26 protein-coding genes and 1 pseudogene are annotated in these 21,161 nt (G+C 33.9%); 9 read left to right on the forward strand and 18 right to left on the reverse strand.

Going from position 1 to position 21,161, the window contains the following annotated elements:
- Positions 1–12 precede the first annotated feature (12 nt).
- The 8 genes from AC1RRU_RS06700 to AC1RRU_RS06735 all read right to left on the reverse strand — a co-directional run bounded on the left by AC1RRU_RS06700 (position 13) and on the right by AC1RRU_RS06735 (position 3,195).
- Positions 13–636 carry a hypothetical protein gene (locus AC1RRU_RS06700; RefSeq protein ID WP_136719952.1) on the reverse strand — a complete coding sequence of 208 codons (624 nt, stop codon included), beginning with the start codon at positions 634–636 and terminating at the stop codon, positions 13–15.
- Between the two features lie 17 nt (positions 637–653).
- Entirely contained in the window at positions 654–1,415 is a 762-nt protein-coding gene (locus AC1RRU_RS06705; protein ID WP_206950342.1) for a DUF1351 domain-containing protein, read from the reverse strand.
- Between the two features lie 54 nt (positions 1,416–1,469).
- Positions 1,470–2,081, reverse strand: coding sequence for an MBL fold metallo-hydrolase (locus tag AC1RRU_RS06710; protein WP_053020688.1), 612 nt, complete (start codon positions 2,079–2,081; stop codon positions 1,470–1,472).
- A gap of 19 nt (positions 2,082–2,100) precedes the next feature.
- Positions 2,101–2,340 carry a hypothetical protein gene (locus AC1RRU_RS06715; RefSeq protein ID WP_107609708.1) on the reverse strand — a complete coding sequence of 80 codons (240 nt, stop codon included), beginning with the start codon at positions 2,338–2,340 and terminating at the stop codon, positions 2,101–2,103.
- An 82-nt stretch (positions 2,341–2,422) separates the two neighbouring features.
- Positions 2,423–2,593 (reverse strand): hypothetical protein, encoded by a 171-nt coding sequence (locus tag AC1RRU_RS06720; RefSeq protein WP_154392788.1) that lies wholly within the window; start codon positions 2,591–2,593, stop codon positions 2,423–2,425.
- A 12-nt stretch (positions 2,594–2,605) separates the two neighbouring features.
- Positions 2,606–2,839 carry a hypothetical protein gene (locus AC1RRU_RS06725; RefSeq protein ID WP_049426261.1) on the reverse strand — a complete coding sequence of 78 codons (234 nt, stop codon included), beginning with the start codon at positions 2,837–2,839 and terminating at the stop codon, positions 2,606–2,608.
- A complete protein-coding gene (locus AC1RRU_RS06730) occupies positions 2,814–2,939 on the reverse strand; it encodes a hypothetical protein (protein WP_256098333.1) in 126 nt (41 codons plus the stop codon). The genes AC1RRU_RS06725 and AC1RRU_RS06730 overlap by 26 nt, the downstream gene beginning before the upstream one ends.
- A gap of 16 nt (positions 2,940–2,955) precedes the next feature.
- Positions 2,956–3,195 (reverse strand): helix-turn-helix domain-containing protein, encoded by a 240-nt coding sequence (locus AC1RRU_RS06735; RefSeq protein WP_049426260.1) that lies wholly within the window; start codon positions 3,193–3,195, stop codon positions 2,956–2,958.
- 189 nt (positions 3,196–3,384) lie between these two features.
- On the opposite strand from AC1RRU_RS06735, the gene AC1RRU_RS06740 reads away from it, so the two are divergent.
- From AC1RRU_RS06740 to AC1RRU_RS06760, 5 genes and pseudogenes are all read left to right on the forward strand, one after another.
- Positions 3,385–4,059, forward strand: coding sequence for an XRE family transcriptional regulator (locus AC1RRU_RS06740; RefSeq protein ID WP_048668067.1), 675 nt, complete (start codon positions 3,385–3,387; stop codon positions 4,057–4,059).
- A 61-nt stretch (positions 4,060–4,120) separates the two neighbouring features.
- Entirely contained in the window at positions 4,121–4,345 is a 225-nt protein-coding gene (locus AC1RRU_RS06745) for a hypothetical protein (protein ID WP_053025762.1), read from the forward strand.
- A 42-nt stretch (positions 4,346–4,387) separates the two neighbouring features.
- The gene (locus tag AC1RRU_RS06750; RefSeq protein ID WP_053020692.1) at positions 4,388–5,785 is read left to right on the forward strand and encodes a recombinase family protein; all 1,398 of its coding nucleotides are present in this window, start codon (positions 4,388–4,390) and stop codon (positions 5,783–5,785) included.
- Between the two features lie 28 nt (positions 5,786–5,813).
- Positions 5,814–7,004, forward strand: a pseudogene (merA, locus tag AC1RRU_RS06755) (hypothiocyanous acid reductase MerA); the annotation flags it as partial.
- Between the two features lie 232 nt (positions 7,005–7,236).
- On the forward strand, positions 7,237–7,440 hold the full coding sequence (locus AC1RRU_RS06760) for a cold-shock protein (RefSeq protein WP_011276653.1): 204 nt from the start codon (positions 7,237–7,239) through the stop codon (positions 7,438–7,440).
- 130 nt (positions 7,441–7,570) lie between these two features.
- Here the strand turns inward: AC1RRU_RS06760 and AC1RRU_RS06765 are convergent, their stop codons facing one another.
- The 6 genes from AC1RRU_RS06765 to pta all read right to left on the reverse strand — a co-directional run bounded on the left by AC1RRU_RS06765 (position 7,571) and on the right by pta (position 13,707).
- Positions 7,571–7,912: a YuzB family protein gene (locus AC1RRU_RS06765; protein ID WP_011276654.1), complete on the reverse strand. Its 342-nt coding sequence runs from the start codon at positions 7,910–7,912 to the stop codon at positions 7,571–7,573.
- Between the two features lie 207 nt (positions 7,913–8,119).
- A complete protein-coding gene (locus AC1RRU_RS06770) occupies positions 8,120–9,196 on the reverse strand; it encodes a phosphomevalonate kinase (RefSeq protein ID WP_016930864.1) in 1,077 nt (358 codons plus the stop codon).
- A gap of 12 nt (positions 9,197–9,208) precedes the next feature.
- On the reverse strand, positions 9,209–10,192 hold the full coding sequence (mvaD, locus tag AC1RRU_RS06775) for a diphosphomevalonate decarboxylase (RefSeq protein WP_048668185.1): 984 nt from the start codon (positions 10,190–10,192) through the stop codon (positions 9,209–9,211).
- 4 nt (positions 10,193–10,196) lie between these two features.
- A complete protein-coding gene (mvk, locus tag AC1RRU_RS06780) occupies positions 10,197–11,120 on the reverse strand; it encodes a mevalonate kinase (protein WP_011276657.1) in 924 nt (307 codons plus the stop codon).
- A 755-nt stretch (positions 11,121–11,875) separates the two neighbouring features.
- Positions 11,876–12,718, reverse strand: a complete 843-nt coding sequence (locus AC1RRU_RS06785) for a lipoate--protein ligase family protein (RefSeq protein ID WP_016930863.1) — start codon at positions 12,716–12,718, stop codon at positions 11,876–11,878.
- Entirely contained in the window at positions 12,718–13,707 is a 990-nt protein-coding gene (gene pta / locus AC1RRU_RS06790) for a phosphate acetyltransferase (RefSeq protein WP_011276659.1), read from the reverse strand. The genes AC1RRU_RS06785 and pta overlap by 1 nt, the downstream gene beginning before the upstream one ends.
- A 173-nt stretch (positions 13,708–13,880) precedes the next feature.
- On the opposite strand from pta, the gene hemQ reads away from it, so the two are divergent.
- From hemQ to AC1RRU_RS06805, 3 genes are all read left to right on the forward strand, one after another.
- The gene (gene hemQ / locus AC1RRU_RS06795) at positions 13,881–14,630 is read left to right on the forward strand and encodes a hydrogen peroxide-dependent heme synthase (protein WP_048668187.1); all 750 of its coding nucleotides are present in this window, start codon (positions 13,881–13,883) and stop codon (positions 14,628–14,630) included.
- A 749-nt stretch (positions 14,631–15,379) separates the two neighbouring features.
- A complete protein-coding gene (locus tag AC1RRU_RS06800) occupies positions 15,380–16,147 on the forward strand; it encodes a threonine/serine exporter family protein (RefSeq protein ID WP_011276661.1) in 768 nt (255 codons plus the stop codon).
- A gap of 12 nt (positions 16,148–16,159) precedes the next feature.
- Positions 16,160–16,612: a threonine/serine exporter family protein gene (locus AC1RRU_RS06805; protein WP_011276662.1), complete on the forward strand. Its 453-nt coding sequence runs from the start codon at positions 16,160–16,162 to the stop codon at positions 16,610–16,612.
- A gap of 70 nt (positions 16,613–16,682) precedes the next feature.
- Here AC1RRU_RS06805 and AC1RRU_RS06810 read toward each other — a convergent pair whose 3' ends face one another.
- The 4 genes from AC1RRU_RS06810 to AC1RRU_RS06825 form a co-directional block, all read right to left on the reverse strand.
- Positions 16,683–18,161 (reverse strand): APC family permease, encoded by a 1,479-nt coding sequence (locus tag AC1RRU_RS06810; protein ID WP_033079583.1) that lies wholly within the window; start codon positions 18,159–18,161, stop codon positions 16,683–16,685.
- Positions 18,162–18,287: 126 nt separating this feature from the next.
- Positions 18,288–18,656 (reverse strand): DUF423 domain-containing protein, encoded by a 369-nt coding sequence (locus tag AC1RRU_RS06815; protein WP_161632370.1) that lies wholly within the window; start codon positions 18,654–18,656, stop codon positions 18,288–18,290.
- 27 nt (positions 18,657–18,683) lie between these two features.
- Entirely contained in the window at positions 18,684–19,067 is a 384-nt protein-coding gene (locus AC1RRU_RS06820; protein WP_033079581.1) for a DUF5327 family protein, read from the reverse strand.
- Complete coding sequence (locus AC1RRU_RS06825) at positions 19,068–19,727, reverse strand: uracil-DNA glycosylase (protein WP_046464824.1); 660 nt, start codon at positions 19,725–19,727, stop codon at positions 19,068–19,070. It abuts the gene before it with no gap.
- A 141-nt stretch (positions 19,728–19,868) separates the two neighbouring features.
- Between AC1RRU_RS06825 and thiD the strand changes: the two genes are divergently transcribed.
- Positions 19,869–20,699: a bifunctional hydroxymethylpyrimidine kinase/phosphomethylpyrimidine kinase gene (gene thiD, locus AC1RRU_RS06830; protein ID WP_002455702.1), complete on the forward strand. Its 831-nt coding sequence runs from the start codon at positions 19,869–19,871 to the stop codon at positions 20,697–20,699.
- The last annotated feature ends 462 nt before the right edge of the window (positions 20,700–21,161 follow it).

Below are 21,161 nucleotides of genomic sequence, written 5' to 3' on the forward strand. Positions count from 1 at the left end.
CGGATAAGTGTTTTATTTTCTCTTTGGGATGTTCTTGATTTCACAATATGCGAATTTACCGAATGCTACTTTTACTTCTACTGTGATGTTTTGACCGATTAATTCGTCTTTTTCTTCAATAGGTTTGTTGAATTTGTTTTCAAATTTTTCATATTGTTTTTGTTTTTTAATAGGGTCTACAATGAATTGTTTTTTAGCCTCTAAATATGTTGAATAAGTCATTTTAGATTCATATTTTTCACCTTCGTATTCAAAACGAATATGAATACCTACATTATCCTCAGTGATCTCTGCAATTTCTGTTTGGAATATCAACCCTTCTTGGTCTGTTTCGAATTTTTCAATCATTTGTACTTCAAATAAAGAATTGAATTTATCGTACGCATAAATATCTTTATGTTGACCCACCGCGTTTTCTAGATCTTCAAAACTTACGCCAAACTCATCTTGTGCCAATTTTTCAGCCTTTTCAGCTTGTTCAGAGTCTTCATACCATTTGTTTCTGTCTTGATCATATTTTTTCTTGTTAATTTTTACCGCTCGGATTTCCATATTCTCTTCATCTAAAAATGTTAATTCTGCTCTTCCGTCTTCTACTGATACCTCTACAAGTTCTAAATCTTTTAATAATTCCATAGTTAAAATCTCCTTTATTAGTAATTTTTATAATCAAATTTGATATTGTTTTGTTGCAATAACAGTTTTACAATTTGTGCATCTTTGTCATCTTCAATAGTAAAAACATGATATGTTTGTTTAGGTGTTGTCTTATTTTGCTCAGCTATCTGTTTTTTTCTTTGATTACGTTTATCGATAATTTCAAAAGCCATTGATAAGTCTTGGGTGTTTTGATATTCAACAATTAACTCGTCTCTATTTTTCAATTTATTGATTGTATCCAAGTCTCTTTTAGTTTTTTCCAACCAATCTACGAGTTCGTTTTCTACTTTATTCATTGAGTATGATTTGTTTAGATGCTGAGGTTTTATGAAATCTGCAAACCCCATTATTTTTTCAAAACCATAATGTTTAATTCGTTTGTCAAAAATATCAGCAATCGCTTTTTTCTTATTTTCTCGTTCTTGTTCTGTAAGATCTCGTTCTTGTTTTTTGACGTGTGAAACCGCATCGTCTATAACACCTTTGATAGTTTTAACTTGATCATCAAAATGATTGTACGGTTCTAGTAAAGTCTTTTTAACGTCCTTTCTAGTTGTCTCAAGTTCTTTTACACGATTATTCATTTGAGCCATTAGTTTTTTAGCTTCTTTGATGTTGTCTTCATTAACCTCAACTTGTTTAACGTGATTTGCAAGATTTTGAGCCTCTGACAGCAAGTTGTCATATTCTTCAAAAGTCACATGACCTTGAGTTGTTGTTATTTTGTAATTGTGTTCTTTTACCAACTCATTCATGATAGTTTCTCCTTTCGTTAAGTCATTCGCATGATTTCTCCTAATTTGAATTTTTTAATAGAATCTCTCAGACATATGAAGTTCTATGAGTTTTGATTCTTTATCTCTACGATTCAGGTAATAAAATGTTTTACAATCCTTTGTGCTTAGATGTCTTAAACCAGAAACGTATGGGTCATAACCGTATTTACTGCGTTTGCCTCTCGCTTGTTCAAGTTTTTCAACATCATAATTGGACTCAAGAAATAAGTAATCATACTTCTTGATTGGTGCGTTTTCTAAAGAATTAGTATCAGTTGCATAAATAATTTCATTATTGTTAAAACTCCATGTGTACCCGTAAGTAACAACGTCATGTACACATTCGAATGCTTCAAAAGTGTAGTTATCAACATCCATTGGAAAACCGGCATTGATAATATGGTCAACATCGTATAATTGAGCAATTTCATAATTGCCAATTACCTTTATATGCGGGAATTCTTTTTTTATTCTTTTTAAAGTTGTCGGTTTAATGTGATCGCTATGAATGTGGGTTAATAAAAGATATTTAATATCGTATAAATATTCCTTTAATCTTTTGAAAGCTACTCCACAATCGACCATGATATCGTTGATGATTACTGAATTTCCTTTGGATCCCGTTGATATAATTTCGTAATGCATAAGTACATCTCCTTGATAATTAGATTTCGTCGAGCAAACACTCTCCTTTTAGCACTTTTTTAAATCGTTCAAATTTAATTAGCATTGTGCGCTCGTCATCTATGTCGTTATCGATGTATTTAGTTTTTACGTTTTTGGGATATCTTTTATCGAAATGAACAAACCATATGATGTTGTATTTGTATTCGACCTGAAACCTATCATTCGGTACGAGTTCTATAAGATCTAAAGCCATCTTTTTAAATTTATGTTGTTTCAACTTGACTACCTCCTTGTTTAGTTGTAAATTTTAAGTACATATAATTTTATTAGTCTCCGACTGTTTGCTATTGGCGTAGCACTCAGTCTTTTTTTACGTAGTAACAAGTGTCAAAGAATAAATAGGTTAGCATAGCAACTAACAATGCAATTGCAGCTGCATTAGTGATAAACACATTTAATGCGATTAATAGAAAGAACACTGCAATAAACATAAAACCTGTTAGTACAAACGTTTTATCGTCATTTGTCATTTGATCACCCCCTTAAAATACGTTCACGTTGTGAGTGAATTTTATATCTTCGATAAATTTCTGTTGGCACTTACCGTCATAACCACATATGTGATAGGCAAGTCCACGATTATTTTCATCGTGTAAATAGTTATCAACTCTTTGTGGGTGTTTTGTTAGTAAGTATTCTGCTGCTACTTCCAACTCTTCACCCGTGCAACTATTAATTACTTTTAAATCTTTAATTAGCAATTCTTTGTTTCTCATTATTTTGCTCCTCTCTTTCCTCTAAATTTTTCATCGCCGGCTCTAAGTAGCCACGTTTGGCAAAGAATTGGAACATCATTGTTTGTATGTGTTTTGGCATTACGCCCCTCCTTTTTTTAAGTTGTCTGCGGTTCTTTTGTCGTGTTTTCACGACTTACATTTAAAAAATATATGTCTGCACTTACTTCTAAGTACAAACACAACTTTCTGACCTCTGTCATTGTAAAGTCTGCACCGTGCGAACGATTTAACTTGTTGCTTACTGTAACCCTGTGTACATCAAGTAAATCAGCAAGTTCATCATGATTAATACCTCGTTCTTTCAATAGACCTTTAAGCTTGCTATAACCTTTCATATTTACACCTCTTTCTGTCGTGTTTTTACGACTTGTCTATTATAGTACACGTTAATGTAACCTAAGTCAATGCTTTTGTCGTAAATTTATAACTTTTTTTATTTATTCCTATATAAGTGTTGTGATTATTTTACATATGTTGTATATTATAAATGTAGCGAATATATTACAATAAAAGGAGGAAATGGTATGACTTTCGGCTCACGTATTAAAAAATTAAGGAAGCAAAAAGGAATGACGTTGCAACAACTTAGCGACGATTTACATAACCAATTTCCTAGTAAAGATAAAAGGAATAGTTTTACTAAAGGTAAATTATCTAACTGGGAAAATGACAAATCAGAACCAATTGCAAAAACTGTATCACAATTAGCTACTTATTTTGGTGTAAGTATGGATTATTTAATAGGTTTGGAAGATGACATCGTCCCAATTGAAAAGATAGATAAATATTACCAAGTACCATACTATGGTCAAGTGTCAGCTGGTAATTTCGAAACTGTGGAAGTAGATACTAAAGAATTAGAAGTGCCTGATATTGCTTTTAATGGTCGAAACCCTAAAGAGTGTATTGCTTTACAAGTGAACGGAGATAGCATGAACAAAGTGTTATCTAATGGCTCATACATAATTATTCACGATTACAGACGCAATCAAGATTATAGATTGAATAATAACGATATCTTAGTTTTGCGTTTGGGTGGTGAATATACTGTAAAGCGAGTGAGACGAACAGAAACAAAATTACATTTAGATCCTGTGAGTTATTCAGATGAATTTAAAACGAATACTTTTGATTTAGAAAGTTTAGAAGAAATAGAAGTAATAGGAAAAGTGATTTATAACTATCAAATATTCGAATAATTATAGCGCCTCTTATGGCGCTTTGCTATCATTATCTTTATAACAATTAGGAGGTAATGATATGGCGACATTTATAGGCGTTATATGTATTTTAATTGCTATAAGCGTATTCGCTTATCTTTTTAAAGAACTTAAAGCTGCAAGTCAAAGTAAAAGTAGAAAACAATCAAAGGCTGGAGAACAATTAGCAAATACATACACAAATATGGGAGGTTGCGGTTGTTTCTTCTTCTTAGTTGGTTTCCTCATACTATTTTATGTTTTTGTAATTTCTAAATACGGTTAATCTAAGGGTACACATTTTCTGCGTACCCTTTTTAAAGGAGTGATGTATTATGAACGTAGCTATTTACGTTCGTGTCAGGTCAGTACATTAGAGCAAAAAGAACATGGCTATTCTATCGAAGAACAAGAAAGGAAACTTAAATCATTCTGCGAGATAAATGATTGGACTGTAACTGATACATTTATAGACGCTGGTTTCTCTGGTGCTAAACGTGATAGACCAGAATTACAACGGTTGATGAATGATATAAATAAGTTTGATTTAGTCCTAGTGTATAAGTTAGATAGACTTACACGTAATGTGCGTGACTTATTGGACTTACTAGAGATATTTGAACAGAATAATGTAGCATTTAGGAGTGCTACTGAAGTGTACGATACTTCAACTGCAATGGGACGACTGTTCGTTACATTAGTTGGTGCAATGGCTGAATGGGAACGTGAGACGATTAGAGAACGTACACAAATGGGTAAACTTGCAGCACTTAAAAAAGGTATCATGCTTACTACTCCACCGTTTTATTATGATCGTGTAGATAATAAGTTTGTACCTAATAAGTACAAGGAAGTTGTTCTATTTGCTTATGAGGAGGCGTTAAAAGGTAAAAGCGCTAAATCAATAGCACGTAAGTTGAATAATTCAGATATTCCACCACCGAATAATAGAAAATGGGAAGATAGGTCAATCACACGAGCATTGAGAAGTCCATTTACACGTGGTCATTTCGAATGGGGTGGCGTCTATTTAGAGAATAATCATGAGCCTATTATTACCGAAGAAATGTACAATAAAATAAAAGATAGATTGAACGAACGTGTAAATACAAAAGTTATCGCCCACACATCTGTATTTAGAGGTAAACTTACATGCCCTACATGTGGCGCTAAATTAACAATGAATACAAATAAAAAGAAAACACGAAACGGTTACACAACACATAAAAATTATTACTGCAACAATTGTAAAATAACGCCTAACTTAAAACCAGTTTATATAAAAGAACGGGAGATATTACGAGTATTTTATGACTACTTACTCAATCTAAATTTAGAGAAATATGAAATTGAAGAAAAACAAAGTGAGCCTGAAATAACTGTTGATATCCACAAAGTTATGGAACAACGCAAAAGGTATCATAAGTTATATGCGAACGGGTTAATGCAGGAAGATGAGCTGTTTGATTTAATTAAAGAAACTGACGAGGCTATTAAAGAATATGAAAGTCAAACTAAAAATAAAGTAGAAAAACAGTTTGATATTGAAGACGTTAAAAAATATAAAAAATTACTTTTAGAAATGTGGAATGTATCCACGCTTGAGGATAAAGCCGAATTTGTACAAATGGCGATTAAGTCAATTGAATTCGACTATATTATAGATGACGGACCACCAACTAGCCGTAAGCATTCGTTGAAAATAAACCAAATAATTTTTTATTAATTTAGTATGGAAGTATGCACAATTGAGCAACCACGGCTGTATACCCTCTAAAGTACTCGTACATGATGGGATTGACGGTACAGACTTTGGTACTGCCTTTTCAAGAAAAAAAGACGTAGTCAGCGCACTAAATAAGAAAAACTATGATAACTTAGCAAATGATACAAACATTGAAGTATTCAATTACAAAGCGCAATTCAAATCTAATACTGAAGTTAATCTACTAGACGAGGATGGTGCTATTGTACATACTTTAACTGCGGATAGAATTGTTATTAATACAGGCGCAAAATCGAATATTCCATCTATCCCGGGTATCGAAAGTGCTAAACATTTATTTGATTCACAAGGTTTATTGAATATTTCATATCAACCTAAGCATTTAGTAATCATTGGTGGAGGCTATATCGCCTTAGAATTTGCTTCAATGTTTGCTAATTTTGGCTCAAAAGTCACAGTTATAGAACACGGCGAACATATCATGCCACGTGAAGATCAAGACGTGGTTGCACATGCAATTAAAGATTTAGAGGACAAAGGGATTACCTTTGTCACAAATGCAGATACGCTAGAATTTAAAAATAACAACAACCAAACGACAATTGTAACTTCTAAAGGCAATTTCTCAGCTGACGCTGTATTGATAGCTACAGGTCGTATACCTAATACTGATTTAGCGCTTGAAGAAACTGGTGTTGAACTTGGTGAACGTGGTGAAATCAAAGTGAATGAGCATCTTCAAACTTCAGTCGAACATATTTATGCTGTTGGAGATGTCAAAGGCGGGCTACAATTCACTTATATCTCTCTGGACGACTTTAGAATTCTAAAATCTACACTATATGGTGACCAATCGCGTACTACACTTAACCGCGGTACAATTCCTTACACTGTCTTTATTGATCCACCATTTTCTCGAGTAGGTTTAACAGCTAAAGAAGCTCAATCTCAAGGCTATAATTATAATGAAAATACATTACTTGTCGCTCAAATTCCGAGACATAAGATTAATAATGACGCTCGCGGCATTTTCAAAGTTGTTATCGATAAAGATACTGATTTGATTTTAGGTGCTACACTTTATGGCAAAGAATCAGAAGAAATTATTAATTTAATTAAGTTAGCAATTGATCAACATATACCTTACCAAGTTCTAAGAGATACTATTTATACTCACCCAACTATAGTAGAATCCTTTAATGATTTGTTTAATATTTAAAAAATTTTAATTTATTAAAATACTGTCATACTAGTACTTCAAGAGATATAAATTCAACTTATCAATATTTTTAAAAATAAAAAGCTTTACTTATTAATAAATAACAGTTATAGTTAATCTAACGTAATAAAAGCTCGTGAATTTAAATGTAGTGTGTTTGTTTAGAATACTCTCTTTTTTATAAATGAATTTGTTACAAATATTCGTGCAAAAGCACATGGAGGTATTCTATATGAATAACGGTACAGTAAAATGGTTTAACGCAGAAAAAGGTTTTGGTTTCATCGAAAGAGAAGACGGAAGTGACGTATTCGTACACTTCAGCGGTATAGCTGGTGAAGGTTACAAAACTTTAGAAGAAGGTCAAAAAGTTGACTTCGATATTACTGAAGGTCAACGCGGCGAACAAGCAACTAACGTTGTTGTACTGTCATAGGATTAGACCTAATTAAGCGCTTAGAAGATAAATATCTTCTAAGTGCTTTTTTTATTACAATAAAAAAGCTACGACAATATTCAGGTTAGAATACACTCATAGCTTAAGTTTATAATATAACTTGATTCCTCTATTTTATCGCCTTACGTTTAGCTAATTTCTCTTTTAGCTTTCGATCTTGTTCTTCTTTACGGCGTTTACGTTCCTCATTACGCTTTCTTAATCGTTCTTCTTCTTCCGGATCTCTTGGTTTTTTTAGCTGAGCTGTGACTTTTTCTAACAATTCGTCTTCAGTAAGCGCAGCAAGTGGTCGATTATTGACGAAGGCAAACGTTTTTCGACGTCCAGGGCCACAATAAGATTGACAGCCGATTTCAATTTCTGCTTCTGGATCTAATTTTTCTAATTTTCTTTTCAAAGTTTTGATATTTACCGCCTGACATTCATCACATATTAAAAATTTATTTTTCACCTTGCCACCTACCTTTCTATATTGTCGTTTCTATCCTAAATTTTGAAGCATATTAATACGAATCAATGAATTTAACTCTAATTATTTTACTCCTTTTACAAGAAAATTCAAGCCTATCATTAAAAGTCATTCTCTTCCATAATAAAAAAGAGCAAGACGCTGATTCAACATTTGAATTTAGTCCTACTCATTTATTAGTTTATATTATTATTGTCCATGATAAATTTTAAATTTTAACGGTTTAATACCATGTGATGCCCATTCATTATAAATACGATTTTTATCAATGCGATTATCAATAATGGCGATTCCGCAATCACCACCGCCAGCACCTGATGTCTTGGCAGCAGCACCATAACGTTCTCCAATATCACATAACATTTTTAAATTTTCAGTTTCAATGTCGACTGTCGCTTCATTATCCATTTGTTGAATAATCATACGATTTTGTCGAATCATTTTCTGAACACCTTTAATATTATTTGTTTTAAACGCATAGATAAGATTTTCAACACATGTATGAGATTGATCAAGGAATCTTCCATAAAAAGAAGGATCTGATTTTAAGCGCTTCACTTCACTGACTAAATGAGGTGATGAAGCAGGCGAACCTGTCCAACCGATTAAGACTTCCATATTCTCTGGGGCCTGTAAAGGTTCAATATGAAGACCCGGCCAATTTTTTTCTAATACTTCATTAACTGATGTTTCTTCCATCTGTTGTTTGACCCAATCGTGATCGAAAGTACTATAAGCTAGCCAGCCACTGTATACACTTACAGCTATATCACCACATGAGCTTAAACTTTGTAATCGCATATTAGAAATGACTGCAAGTTTATAAATATATAGGTTAGATAATTGCATATCGTAAAACTCATTTAATGCTTTGACGACTGACACTAAAACTGCCGCACTAGAACCAAGCCCATATTTATTACCTGAAGCATCATCTAAATTACTATCGATTTCTAAATGAAAATGCTTCAATTTGACGTTGCAACTTCTCGCATATTGTTCGAAAACTTCAATTGCAGTTACAACATACTTTAATTGACTAGCAGCATTAGCATCGGAGATATCAATTTTATCTTCATTGCGATTAAACGTTACAGGTTCATAATGTAATGTCTTGGAATGAATCGTACTTGTTACTGCATTAGAAGCTTCAATTGAAGCTGTAACAAATCGATCGACCGCAATTAAGACAGACTTATATCCTGGCTCAGTCACTGCATATTCACCTGCTACATAAAGCTTTCCTGGTGCTTTCACCTGAATCATTATATCTCTTCCTTACTTAATTATTTCGACTCCTGATTGGGTAATGTCACTTGTGATGATTTGTGATTGATCAAATTCTTGTAAGAATTTATCTACGATAGCTTGTTGATTTTTCTTTTCAATCAATACTTTAACGTTAGGACCCGCGTCCATTGTAAAGTAGCAAGGTAACCCCGCTTCTCTACATTCATGAACGATGCGCATAGCATCATAACTTTCTGGTACTAAATATGTAAATGGAGGTTGTGCTCCCAAATTAGTTGCATGCATGCGTAAACCATTAGCTTCAATAACTTCACCCATACGCTTGAAATCTTTTTGAGCAATGGCTTCTTTAGTCTCTTTCAAATCTGGTTCAACGTTATCTAACCAATATTGATAAAAACGTGATGTATCACGTGTAAGTGACATGCCTGAACGACTGGATACCTTTTTAGATTTGTTATTAATAACAACAAAAACCATAGCCAATTCATTTTCCCAGCCATCCGCTTCAACACGGTGTGCAAAGGAAGTTTCATCGTCATTTCCTTTTTCCCATTCAGCAAATCCACCATAAATACTGCGAGATGCTGAACCAGACCCACGACGCGCTAATCGTGAAAGATCTTTATCAGACAAACCTAATTGTAGAGCTTCATTACACGCACCGGCTAATGCAGCATATGCACTTGCTGACGAAGCTAAACCTGCAGCTGTTGGAACAAAATTCTCACTTTCAATAAGCGCATGTTCTGAAATCCCAGCTTCTTTACGAATCATTTCCATATAACGTTGAATCTTAGCGCTTTCCTTAGCATTTACAGCTTCCCCGTTAAGAATTAACTGATCTTCTGTTAATGTTTCATCAAATGTTACACGTGTTTCAGTGTAAAAACGGTCTAGTGTAACTGACAAACTATTATTCATTGGTATGATTAATGCCTCATCGGCTTTACCCCAATATTTAATCAGTGCAATATTCGTATGTGCGCGTGCTTTACCATTCTTTTTCAATGGTTTATCCTCCTAACTTCTCAATCCATGTATGTTGTGCACCAGCTTTTTCAACTGCAGCGACAATATTCTTAGCTGTTTGCAATTCTTTAGCTAAGATAAGCATACTACCACCACGGCCGCCACCTGTTAATTTGCCAGCGACTGAACCATTCTCTTCTCCTAAGCGAAGAAACATTTCTATTTTGTCGTGACTCACCGTCAATGTTCTTAAGTCATCTTGACATTGATTAAAGATTGTAGCTAATTGATCAAAACTATGATGCTCAATCGCTTCACTAGCTGAATACACTAAAGAACCAATATGTTTAACAACTTGCATATAATTCTTATCATTATCACACAATTGATGCACATCTTCGACTGCTTGTTTAGTAGAACCTTTAACACCTGTATCGATAACTACCATATAACCATCTAAATCTAAGGTCTTTAATATTTCAACTTCGCCCTTTTGATACCAAACAGGTTGATTCGTAACGATAGTCTTAGTATCTATACCACTTGGTTTACCATGAGCTATACGTTCTGCCCAGTCTGCATTTTCTAATAATTCTTTATCAGTTAGTGGTAAACCTAAATAATCATAGCTTGCTCTTATGAAAGCGACAGCAACGGCTGCACTTGATCCTAAACCTCTAGATGGTGGTAAATTTGCTTGAATTTTTATTAATAATGGCTCTTCTACCTTTTTATTCTCTACGAAATGGCCAATTAAAGATTTCAAATGTTCTGGCGCATCATAAAGTGGTCCATCATAGACATCACTTTGTATCGCTGAGTAATTACCTTTTTCTAAACTTTCGATTAAGACTTTTACTTTTCCTGAAGTAAACGGAATCGCAATTGCAGGTTCACCAAATGTTACCGCATGCTCCCCGATTAATATTATTTTGCCGTTAGACTCCCCATAGCCACGTTGTACCATGATATCTCACCTTTAATATTCTTTCTGAAAAATTATTTTCGAGGTCAGTGGATATACTTATCATGCATATATCCTAAATCTTTCAACTCTATAAATGCCTATGTCAATTTGTATTTAAATTACTGACCTTTTATCGTAGCGTGTACGCAAATTAACTTTATAATTGCATGTCATAGTCTATCCACATTTTTGTAACCTTCTTCGACTTGAATAAAAGATAGACTCAGTTAATTTAACTTTAAAACTTAAAAATATTTATACCCTAAAATTAAAATCTCTAACATACTGTCATGTTAGTCTTTTAATTAAGATGGCCTTCGTTCTTGATTAATCTACACCATCAATATATTAAAATGATACACAATCTACATCGTTTTTATATTAATCCACCTAAACTATATTACTATAAAAAGTAATAGGAATATAGCAATTTATAATAAATTTGATATATAATTCCACCTAAAATTACATTATTCCAAATGAAAAGGGAGTAGAACAGAAATAATATTTTCTCAGAATTTATTTCGTTGTATCCCCAGCTTGCTTAGCCTGTAGAATTTCTTTAGGAAATTCTCTTTGTTGGGGCCCCGAACCCCAACTTGCTTATCTTGTAGTATTTCTTTAGGAAATTCTCTTTGTTAGCGCCCCGCCTACCAGTCAGCTACTGACAACATGATAAAGTAGGCTGAGACATTTTATTTTGTCCCAGCCTATTTAACTGTATCAAATTTTCAATTTTAAAAGTTGTTTCACGCTTAATCAGCTTCTATTGAACGATTCATCTTCTCATTACGATCTATCATCTTGTCGAAGTAACCTTCATAACGTGTCCATTCATCTTCAGTGATTGGATCCATATTCAGATTACCACCTAAATCTTTAATAGCGTGTAATAATTGGAACATCACATCTTGGACTTTAATCTCTCGCCCAAACAACGTTTCCAGTGATGCCATACATTCAGGTTGTATATCCGGATATTTAAATTTAGTCACTTCGCCTTTAAGTGCATGTTCATAGAAGACACGCATCATTTCCGCGCGTTCTGAACCTGATCCTTCAACACAAAGATATATTTGCACTGCAATACCACCACGTACACGACGTTGTGAAATGCCGGCAAACTTTTTACCATCAATGCTTAAATCAAATTTTCCTGGGCAATATGAGTGCTCAATCTCTCGTGTATCAATCTCTACATCTTCATTTTCAAACATTTTGCAAATCAATAAATACATTACTGTAAATGCTTCATCAATTGTCGTTTCCGTTTGACCTTTGAAAATAAGTGAGATATTTAATACTCCTTGATCTAACACGACACCAAGACCACCCGAATTCCTCACAATTGCGTTATAACCTATTTCATCAGTTAAATATCGAATACCATCTTTAAGGAATGGTAAGCGCGAATCATGAATACCGAGAATAACGGTATGTTGGTGAATCCATGTTCTGACCACATTGCATGATAAATCTTTACCTACGCTTTCTGAAAACGTATCGTCAAAAGCAAATGATTGCATTGGCGCTAAACCAGACGAATGGTCTACATAGCGCCAATCGATATCATTAAAGTATTTACTCGCTAAGTCCATTATTGTAATGTTTGAGCAGCTGTAATGATTGATAATTTATAAACGTCTTCAGTTGAGCAACCGCGTGATAAGTCGTTAACAGGTGAGTTTAAACCTTGTAATACAGGACCAACTGCGTCAAAACCACCTAAACGTTGAGCAATTTTGTATCCAATATTACCTGCTTCTAAACTTGGGAATACAAAGACATTTGCATTACCTTGAATTTTAGCGCCTGGCGCTTTTTTCTCAGCTACTGAAGGTACAATAGCAGCATCAAATTGGAATTCACCATCAATTACAACGTCTGTTAAGCCTTCAGATTCTACTTTTTCTTGAGCTAATTTAACTGCATTTGCTACTTTATCAACATCGTCAGATTTAGCTGAACCTTTAGTTGAGAAGCTTAACATAGCAACACGTGGGTCCATGCCGAAGCTTTTAGCTGATTTCGCACTTTCAACTGCGATTTCTGCTAAATCAGATGATTCTAATGTTGGGTTAATTGCACAGTCACCGAATACATATTGTTGATCATCTTTAATCATAAAGAAGATACCAGAAGTTTTAGATACGCCTGGTTTCGTTTTAATGATTTGTAATGCAGGGCGAACAGTATCTCCAGTTGAATGTGCTGCACCACTTACTAACCCGTCAGCATGACCAGCGTAAACTAACATCGTACCGAAATAGTTAACGTTATTTAATAATTCATCAGCTTGTTCTTCAGTTGCTTTACCTTTACGGCGTTCAACGAATGATTTAACTAATTCTGGTTTTAATTCGCTTGTAGATGGATTAATGATTTCGATGTCTGAAACATCTAATCCTTTATCTTTAGCTAATAAGTTAATTTTGTCATAGTCACCTAAAACTACAGGTGTTACATAGTCAGTTGCTTGTAATTGTGTAGCAGCTGTTAACACACGCTCATCTTCACCCTCAGGTAATACGATTTTGACATTTTTTCCTGAAAGTTTTTCTTGTAATACATCTAATAAACTAGACATAATGCCCTCCTAAATAATTTCATAATAATATTTTGCACTCTAATTATACTGTATTTATAGTGATATTTCCATTTCACTAATTTGTAATCATTTAAGTATGTTTACTAATTCTCTTTATGATAAAATTTAATCTGTAATAAATAATAATAATCAATTTTGAAGGAGCGATCCACATGAGTGAAGCAGCTGAAACTTTAGATGGTTGGTACAGTCTTCATTTATTTTATGCTGTAGATTGGGCAACATTTAGACTAGTGCCTGAGGATGAACGTGAAGCTATGATCAATGAATTCAAAACATTCATTAACGATAAAGCTAGTGCTAGAGAACAACAAGCTGGCGACTACGCGCTATATAATATTACAGGTCAAAAAGCTGACATTCTATTATGGTACTTACGTCCAGAAATGAAAGAACTTAATGAAATTGAAAATGAACTCAATAAACTTCGTATTGCTGATTTCCTTATTCAAACATACTCATACGTATCAGTGATTGAATTAGGTAATTACTTAGCAGGTAAGTCTGATGAAGATCCATATCAAAATCCACATGTTAGAGCGAGACTATATCCTGAATTACCTAGAACAGAGTATATTTGTTTCTATCCAATGGATAAACGTCGTAATGAGACTTACAACTGGTATATGTTACCAATGGAAGAACGTAAGAAATTAATGTATAACCATGGTATGATTGGTCGACAATATGCAGGTAAGATCAAACAATTCATCACAGGGTCAGTTGGTTTTGATGACTTTGAATGGGGTGTAACTTTATTCTCTGATGATGTACTACAATTCAAGAAAATTGTATACGAAATGCGTTTTGATGAGACAACTGCTAGATATGGAGAATTTGGTGGTTTCTATATTGGTCACATCTTAAAAACAGATGATTTCGAACACTTTTTTGCTATCTAAACTTGCTATTAGATAAATCTATTTTGTGATATTCATAACTTGTTCCCTTCTAAGCTTGATTGAACATGGCTTTGAAGGGAACTTTTTATTTATAGAAATAAATTGATAATGGTACTCGAATGTATCTCCAACAATGATGACGTGCCAAACTTTATAAATGCCCACAATATCTTATTTTGATAATAGTTTAATAGACGAATATTTAGGGAATAGCTATTAATCGCCACATTTAAATAGGTTTTAAAACAACGATAACCTGAGGCACTTACTATGCCTCAGGCTATTATAGTGTAGTATATGTTTTGGGAGAACTTAATTACTACTCTGAACATTAACAACTATGAAAATATTGTCGCTACTCAATATTATTCATAAATTGCTAACTAATTATTATTTAACCAAATTGTAATATTTTGAAACATTATAGAATGAGTTTGTATATATTTTTTATTTTAAATGTATTGCAACATTATACTATAACGATTAATGTACACTCTTTTTAATTTTTTAACATTTAATTGTTATATTTTCTTCATTTTAAAGCGCGAATTTTCTAGGCATTTGTTATAAACAAACATACTTAATGTGTGAGATTCTTTTTATAAGAGTGAATCAGAGCTTAGAAACTTTTAATATAAGCGTGCTTACTTCAATTAGCTACTTTAATTTTGTATCATAAACCTAAAAGGCTTTTATATCTTAGACTCATTGACTATAATTATGAGTACATCTTAACGAATGGTGATGAAATGGATAATACACAAATACACGAAAATGCAGATGAAAAATTAATTAAAGACGTTGTCATGATGGCTGGACGCATATTATTGGAGTCCGGTGCTGAAGGTACACGTGTTGAAGATACAATGACACGTATTGCACGTAAATTAGGCTATCCTGAGAGTAATAGCTTTGTTACCAATACTGTTATTCAATTTACATTACATAATGAATCTTATCCTCGAATTTTTAGAATTAATTCACGTGATACGAATCTCATTAAAATTTCTCAAACCAATGAAATCTCACGCTTAATCACAAAAGGTGCAATTACGCTAGAAGAAGCTAAATTAAAACTTGAGAATATATATGTCGCTAAACGTGATAGTAGTTTACTATTCAAGGGAATTGCTGCTGCCATTATTGCCATTAGTTTCCTATATTTACAGGATGGCAAACTTGTCGATGTTATCACCGCATTGTTAGCGGGTGGCTTAGGTTATCTTGTAGTTGAAATACTAGATAGACGTTTACATGCGCAATTTATTCCAGAATTTTTAGGGTCACTCGTTATAGGAATTATTTCAGTACTTGGTCATTATTTATTACCCACAGGTGATCTTGCAACAATTATTATTGCCTCTGTAATGCCTATTGTTCCTGGAGTACTTATAACAAATGCCATTCAAGATCTATTTGGTGGACACATGCTTATGTTTACAACGAAGTCCTTAGAAGCACTCGTCACTGCTTTTGGTATTGGCGCTGGCGTTGGTTCAGTTTTAATCTTAGTTTAGGAGTGGGAATGAATGTTTTGGATATTAAACTTAATTTTTAGTTATACCGCTTCACTTTTTTTCTGTGTGATCTTCGATGCGCCTAGGAAACTCTATCTCTCTTGTGGATTTGTAGGAGCATGTGGTTGGATGGTTTACATTCTTTTTTATCAAGGTTTAAACACACATACGATCTACTCAAGCTTCTTCGGAAGTTTAGCGTTAGGTTTAATTAGTCACTATATGGCTCGTACAAAGAGGGAACCAGCAATTATCTTCATGGTACCTGGAATTATTCCTCTTGTACCTGGTGGTCTAGCGTTCGATGCTACTAAGAATTTAGTACTATTAGACTTCAGTAAAGCGATTAATACAATGCTTGAAGTAACACTCATTGCTGGCGCCATTGCGCTCGGCTTATTATTTGCAGACCAAATTTCTAAAATTATATTATCTGGTTTTGCAAGAACACGAAAAAGAATATAACATCATTTATACTATTGTTGATAATAGAAAAGCGCGTGGCTCCCTAGAGCCCGCGCTTTTTAAAGTTAAACTATTTATAAGTATCATCTACCATATCTTCAACTTCTTTTTCAGAACGATTTAAAATTAATCGACTTAATTCATCATTATCCATTCGCTTCAATTTAGGATAACGGATAACGAAGAAAATCAGTCCAATTACTAACCATCCACCTAAAGCAATATATGACGGCATTGAGAGCGATGCTGGTGATCCAGGCACTAACAATAACAGAAGGAAAATAAATGATACAATCGAACCAAAAATGGCAAATGTCTTATAAACAGGTCCGTACGTATTACTTTCTTTATTAAAACTGAACAACTTAGCTGCAGATAAACATGTAATAAAATAAGCAATTGATACGCCAGTTGACGACATATCAACAATCCATGTTAATGCAGTACGACCTAACCAAGGTGCAATTAATGTAACAGCTACTAAAAAGATAATCGCTACATATGGTGTCTTATATTTAGAATGTAATTTACTAAAAGCAGTTGGCATAATGCCTGAACGCCCCATTGAGAATAACAATCGACTTGCACTCATTAAAAATCCATTTAAACCTGTAAATATCCCCATAATAATTGCTATGGCTAATACACCTAAACCAATATAACCAAATGCTGACTGTGTTTCAGCACCTGTTACCCATAAGTTACCATTTAAACTTGCATTATTAGTACTTAACCAACCTGTGTATAAAATCATTACGACATACGTCAGTGACGCTGCCAACAAACTATACACTATCAATTTAAATGTCTTATTAGGTGAAAAGTTAAATTCTTCTGCAGTTTGAGGAATGCTGTCAAAGCCAACATACGCCCAAGGCGCTACTGCCACAATCATAATTATAGATGTGAACCAACCTGATTTAGGATTAGCTAATGGTTGTAAATTCTCAAATGCAAAATTATTTCCAAAGAACGAACCGAAAAACATAAGCAACACAACAATAACCATAGCTACGCAAAAGTAATATTGCAATGAACCTGATACACTTGCACCACGGATTGCTACTAGCATAAAGACAAGTAATAACACAGTGGCAATAATGATTTCAGTTATGTAAACGTCCCATCCTGCAATCGTGTATAACTTCCCATTATTCAACAAATCCGGAAGTAGAAATTTTACTAATAAACTAAATGCCGTTGCATTAAGTGCAACAACACATACATACCCAAATGTTAAAAACCATGATGAGAAGAAACTAACGTATCTACCAAAACTTAAATAACTAAATGCAAAGGCGCCACCTGAAACTGGAAATTTTTCTACCAAGGCCCCATAACTTACTGCAATGAGTATCATTAATAATGCACCAATTACGATACCTATAGATGCAGCAATTGGACCAGATTGCTTAATCCAATCTCCAGGTAAAATAAAAGCACCCCAACCTATACATGAGCCATAAGCAATAGCCCAGACAAACTTTTCAGAGAGGTTCTGTTTCAAATCGCCTCTATCTATATCCTGATTTTGATTATTTTTACTCATAAAATAAACTCACCTCAAGTATGCTATATACCCAAAAGGTGAGTTGTTTAATCTATATTATTGACACAATATAAGTGCTTTGCAGTTTTATATAAAACTAATAAATTTGATAAATTATGTTAAATTTTATCCTACAAATTTAAATGTAGAGATAATAAGCATTAACCAACCCGCGATAAATAATACACCACCAATTGGTGTAATCGCTCCTAAGATACGGATTTGTGTTAAAGCTAATATATATAACGAACCACTAAAGAACACCACACCAAGGAAGAGGAGCCAACCTGCCCAATTCACATTAATAGATGTTGTACCACTAATAACACCAATAATGATTAATCCTAATCCATGGTACATTTGATAATTCACTGCTTTTTCCCAAACTGACATATATTTGTCCGATAATTTACCTTCAAGACCATGTGCACCAAATGCCCCAGTACCAACTGACATCATTGTACATAGCGCACCTAGTATTATAAATAATTTCATCATATACATTCATTCTCCTCATTCAGTTTAAAAATCAAATATTGATTCTCCATTACCAATTTCATCATCCGTTACCATTGTATTAGATGGCAAACTATTATTCTGTGACGATTTCATTGAATCTGGAACTTTTCTACCCATCGCCTCAATTTCTGCAGCAGTCACTTTGGATTTACCTTGTGACGATGAAGTGTTTAAACTTTGATTTACTTTTGAAAATGACGTAGTCACAGTATTTGTAAAATCCTGACCTTGTGATTTTGATGACGCTGGCTTACTTTCGTTGTTAGCATATATTGACGTTAATGTATGAATCGCATACATATGTTTCTCGAATTGTTGCTCGTTAGTAGCCTCATCAGCTTGCACTAACTCATGTTCAATTAGTTGAATCACTTGCGCTCTATTCATTTAAGCCTCCCCATTCTCGCACCAATTGATAGGTGATTTACCTTTGGATTCTAAATAACCATTAGTTTTAGAATATGGTTTAGAACCAAAGAAGCCACGATAAGCCGATAACGGACTTGGATGTGGCGATTTAATAATATAGTGTTTTGATGTATCAATTAATTTAATTTTCTGTTGTGCAGGCTTACCCCATAATATGAATACAACATCATCACGATGTTTCGAAATAGCTTGGATCACTTCATCTGTAAATATTTCCCATCCAATGTCCTTATGGGAATGTGCTTCACCTTTACGTACAGTTAATACAGTATTTAATAACAGAACACCTTCACGTGCCCAGTCCTGTAGATGTGGAGAAGTTCTATGACAGCCGATATCATCTTCTAATTCTTGATACATATTTCTTAAAGATGGTGGGAATTTAGCATTGGGTTGAACTGAAAATGCTAACCCATGTGCTTGGTTAGGTCCATGATATGGATCTTGACCCAAAATAACAACTTTAATATCTTCAAATGGTGTTAAATCAAAAGCTTGATAAATGTTTTCTCTATCTGGATAGACGATTTGTGTCGTATATTCTTTTTCTAAAAAATCATGCATTGCTTTAAAATCATGTTTTGTTGTAATGTCATGAAAAATGTCTGACCATTCCATCGTTTTCACCTCACTTCTATTTTAACATATGACCCCTTTGGAACGTGATATAAATCGCCTTACTATCTTCATGCTAGAACAATAGTTGAGTTACATGATATGATAAATAAAGATGTAAATAATTGACAGGAGTGATAATACATGGCATTAAAAAAAGTATTAACAATTGCCGGCTCTGATACAAGCGCTGGCGCAGGTATGCAAGCCGACCTTAAAACATTTCAAGAACTAAACACTTACGGTATGGTGGCTTTAACAGCTGTTGTAACAATGGACAAAGAAACTTGGTCTCACGATGTGACACCACTTCCAATGGATGTATTCGAAAAACAATTAGAAACAGTCATTTCAATTGGTCCAGATGCTGTTAAAACAGGTATGCTTGGAACTGAAGAAATCATTAAACGTGCTGGCGAAGCATTTGAACAATCAGGTGCAAAATATTTCGTAGTAGATCCAGTTATGGTATGTAAAGGGGAAGACGAAGTACTTAACCCAGGAAATACAGATGCAATGATTAAATATTTATTACCTAAAGCAACGGTCGTAACACCTAATTTATTTGAAGCTGGTCAATTATCTGGATTAGGTAAATTAACGTCAATTGAAGATATGAAAAAAGCTGCAAAAATCATTTATGATCAAGGTGCTCAACATATTATTATTAAAGGTGGTAAAGCATTAGATCAAGATAAATCTTATGACTTATATTATGATGGTCAAACATATTATCAATTAACAACTGATATGTTCCAACAAAGTTATAACCACGGTGCAGGTTGTACATTTGCAGCAGCTACAACAGCTTACTTGGCAAATGGTAAATCACCTAAAGAAGCTGTTATTAGCGCTAAAGCATTTGTGGCATCAGCAATTAAAAATGGTTGGAAAATGAATGACTTTGTAGGCCCAGTTGATCACGGCGCATACAACCGCGTAGAACACATCGACGTCGACGTCAAAGAAGTTTAAAGAAGTACTGCATTTTTGAAAAAAATGCTAGTACTTCTTATGCAAAAGACACTAGTCTTTTGTAATCCTTAATTAGATTTCATTGTCCTTCCCCGACGCCCCAACTCGCGTTCATCGTTGACTTTCTTTTTGAAAGTCTCTTTGTCGGGGCCCCAGCATTAGAGTTGAAAGAAGCTAATCAGCGCACTTTCAATTCAATCAGCTACTGTCTGTACTGCATTTTTGAAAAAAATGCTAGTACTTCTTATGCAAAAGACACTAGTCTTTTGTAATCCTTAATTAGATTTCATTGTCCTTCCCCGACGCCCCAACTCGCGTTCATCGTTGACTTTCTTTTTGAAAGTCTCTTTGTCGGGGCCCTAGCATTAGAGTTGAAAGAAGCTCATCAGCGCACTTTCAATTCAATCAGCTACTGTCTGTACTGCATTTTTGAAAAAAATGCTAGTACTTCTTATGCAAAAG

This window comes from Staphylococcus sp. GW821-FHT11H10, from assembly GCF_058807855.1.

Bases quoted from the DNA above. Each gene is read 5' to 3' on its own strand.
- AC1RRU_RS06700 (WP_136719952.1), bottom strand. From the start codon at position 636: ATGGAATTATTAAAAGATTTAGAACTTGTAGAGGTATCAGTAGAAGAC.
- AC1RRU_RS06705 (WP_206950342.1), bottom strand. From the start codon at position 1,415: ATGAATGAGTTGGTAAAAGAACACAATTACAAAATAACAACAACTCAA.
- AC1RRU_RS06710 (WP_053020688.1), bottom strand. From the start codon at position 2,081: ATGCATTACGAAATTATATCAACGGGATCCAAAGGAAATTCAGTAATC.
- AC1RRU_RS06720 (WP_154392788.1), bottom strand. From the start codon at position 2,593: ATGACAAATGACGATAAAACGTTTGTACTAACAGGTTTTATGTTTATT.
- AC1RRU_RS06725 (WP_049426261.1), bottom strand. From the start codon at position 2,839: ATGAGAAACAAAGAATTGCTAATTAAAGATTTAAAAGTAATTAATAGT.
- AC1RRU_RS06730 (WP_256098333.1), bottom strand. From the start codon at position 2,939: ATGCCAAAACACATACAAACAATGATGTTCCAATTCTTTGCCAAACGT.
- AC1RRU_RS06735 (WP_049426260.1), bottom strand. From the start codon at position 3,195: ATGAAAGGTTATAGCAAGCTTAAAGGTCTATTGAAAGAACGAGGTATT.
- AC1RRU_RS06740 (WP_048668067.1), top strand. From the start codon at position 3,385: ATGACTTTCGGCTCACGTATTAAAAAATTAAGGAAGCAAAAAGGAATG.
- AC1RRU_RS06745 (WP_053025762.1), top strand. From the start codon at position 4,121: ATGGCGACATTTATAGGCGTTATATGTATTTTAATTGCTATAAGCGTA.
- AC1RRU_RS06750 (WP_053020692.1), top strand. From the start codon at position 4,388: ATGTATTATGAACGTAGCTATTTACGTTCGTGTCAGGTCAGTACATTA.
- AC1RRU_RS06760 (WP_011276653.1), top strand. From the start codon at position 7,237: ATGAATAACGGTACAGTAAAATGGTTTAACGCAGAAAAAGGTTTTGGT.
- AC1RRU_RS06770 (WP_016930864.1), bottom strand. From the start codon at position 9,196: ATGATTCAGGTGAAAGCACCAGGAAAGCTTTATGTAGCAGGTGAATAT.
- mvk (WP_011276657.1), bottom strand. From the start codon at position 11,120: ATGGTACAACGTGGCTATGGGGAGTCTAACGGCAAAATAATATTAATC.
- AC1RRU_RS06785 (WP_016930863.1), bottom strand. From the start codon at position 12,718: ATGGACTTAGCGAGTAAATACTTTAATGATATCGATTGGCGCTATGTA.
- pta (WP_011276659.1), bottom strand. From the start codon at position 13,707: ATGTCTAGTTTATTAGATGTATTACAAGAAAAACTTTCAGGAAAAAAT.
- hemQ (WP_048668187.1), top strand. From the start codon at position 13,881: ATGAGTGAAGCAGCTGAAACTTTAGATGGTTGGTACAGTCTTCATTTA.
- AC1RRU_RS06800 (WP_011276661.1), top strand. From the start codon at position 15,380: ATGGATAATACACAAATACACGAAAATGCAGATGAAAAATTAATTAAA.
- AC1RRU_RS06805 (WP_011276662.1), top strand. From the start codon at position 16,160: ATGTTTTGGATATTAAACTTAATTTTTAGTTATACCGCTTCACTTTTT.
- AC1RRU_RS06810 (WP_033079583.1), bottom strand. From the start codon at position 18,161: ATGAGTAAAAATAATCAAAATCAGGATATAGATAGAGGCGATTTGAAA.
- AC1RRU_RS06815 (WP_161632370.1), bottom strand. From the start codon at position 18,656: ATGAAATTATTTATAATACTAGGTGCGCTATGTACAATGATGTCAGTT.
- AC1RRU_RS06820 (WP_033079581.1), bottom strand. From the start codon at position 19,067: ATGAATAGAGCGCAAGTGATTCAACTAATTGAACATGAGTTAGTGCAA.
- AC1RRU_RS06825 (WP_046464824.1), bottom strand. From the start codon at position 19,727: ATGGAATGGTCAGACATTTTTCATGACATTACAACAAAACATGATTTT.
- thiD (WP_002455702.1), top strand. From the start codon at position 19,869: ATGGCATTAAAAAAAGTATTAACAATTGCCGGCTCTGATACAAGCGCT.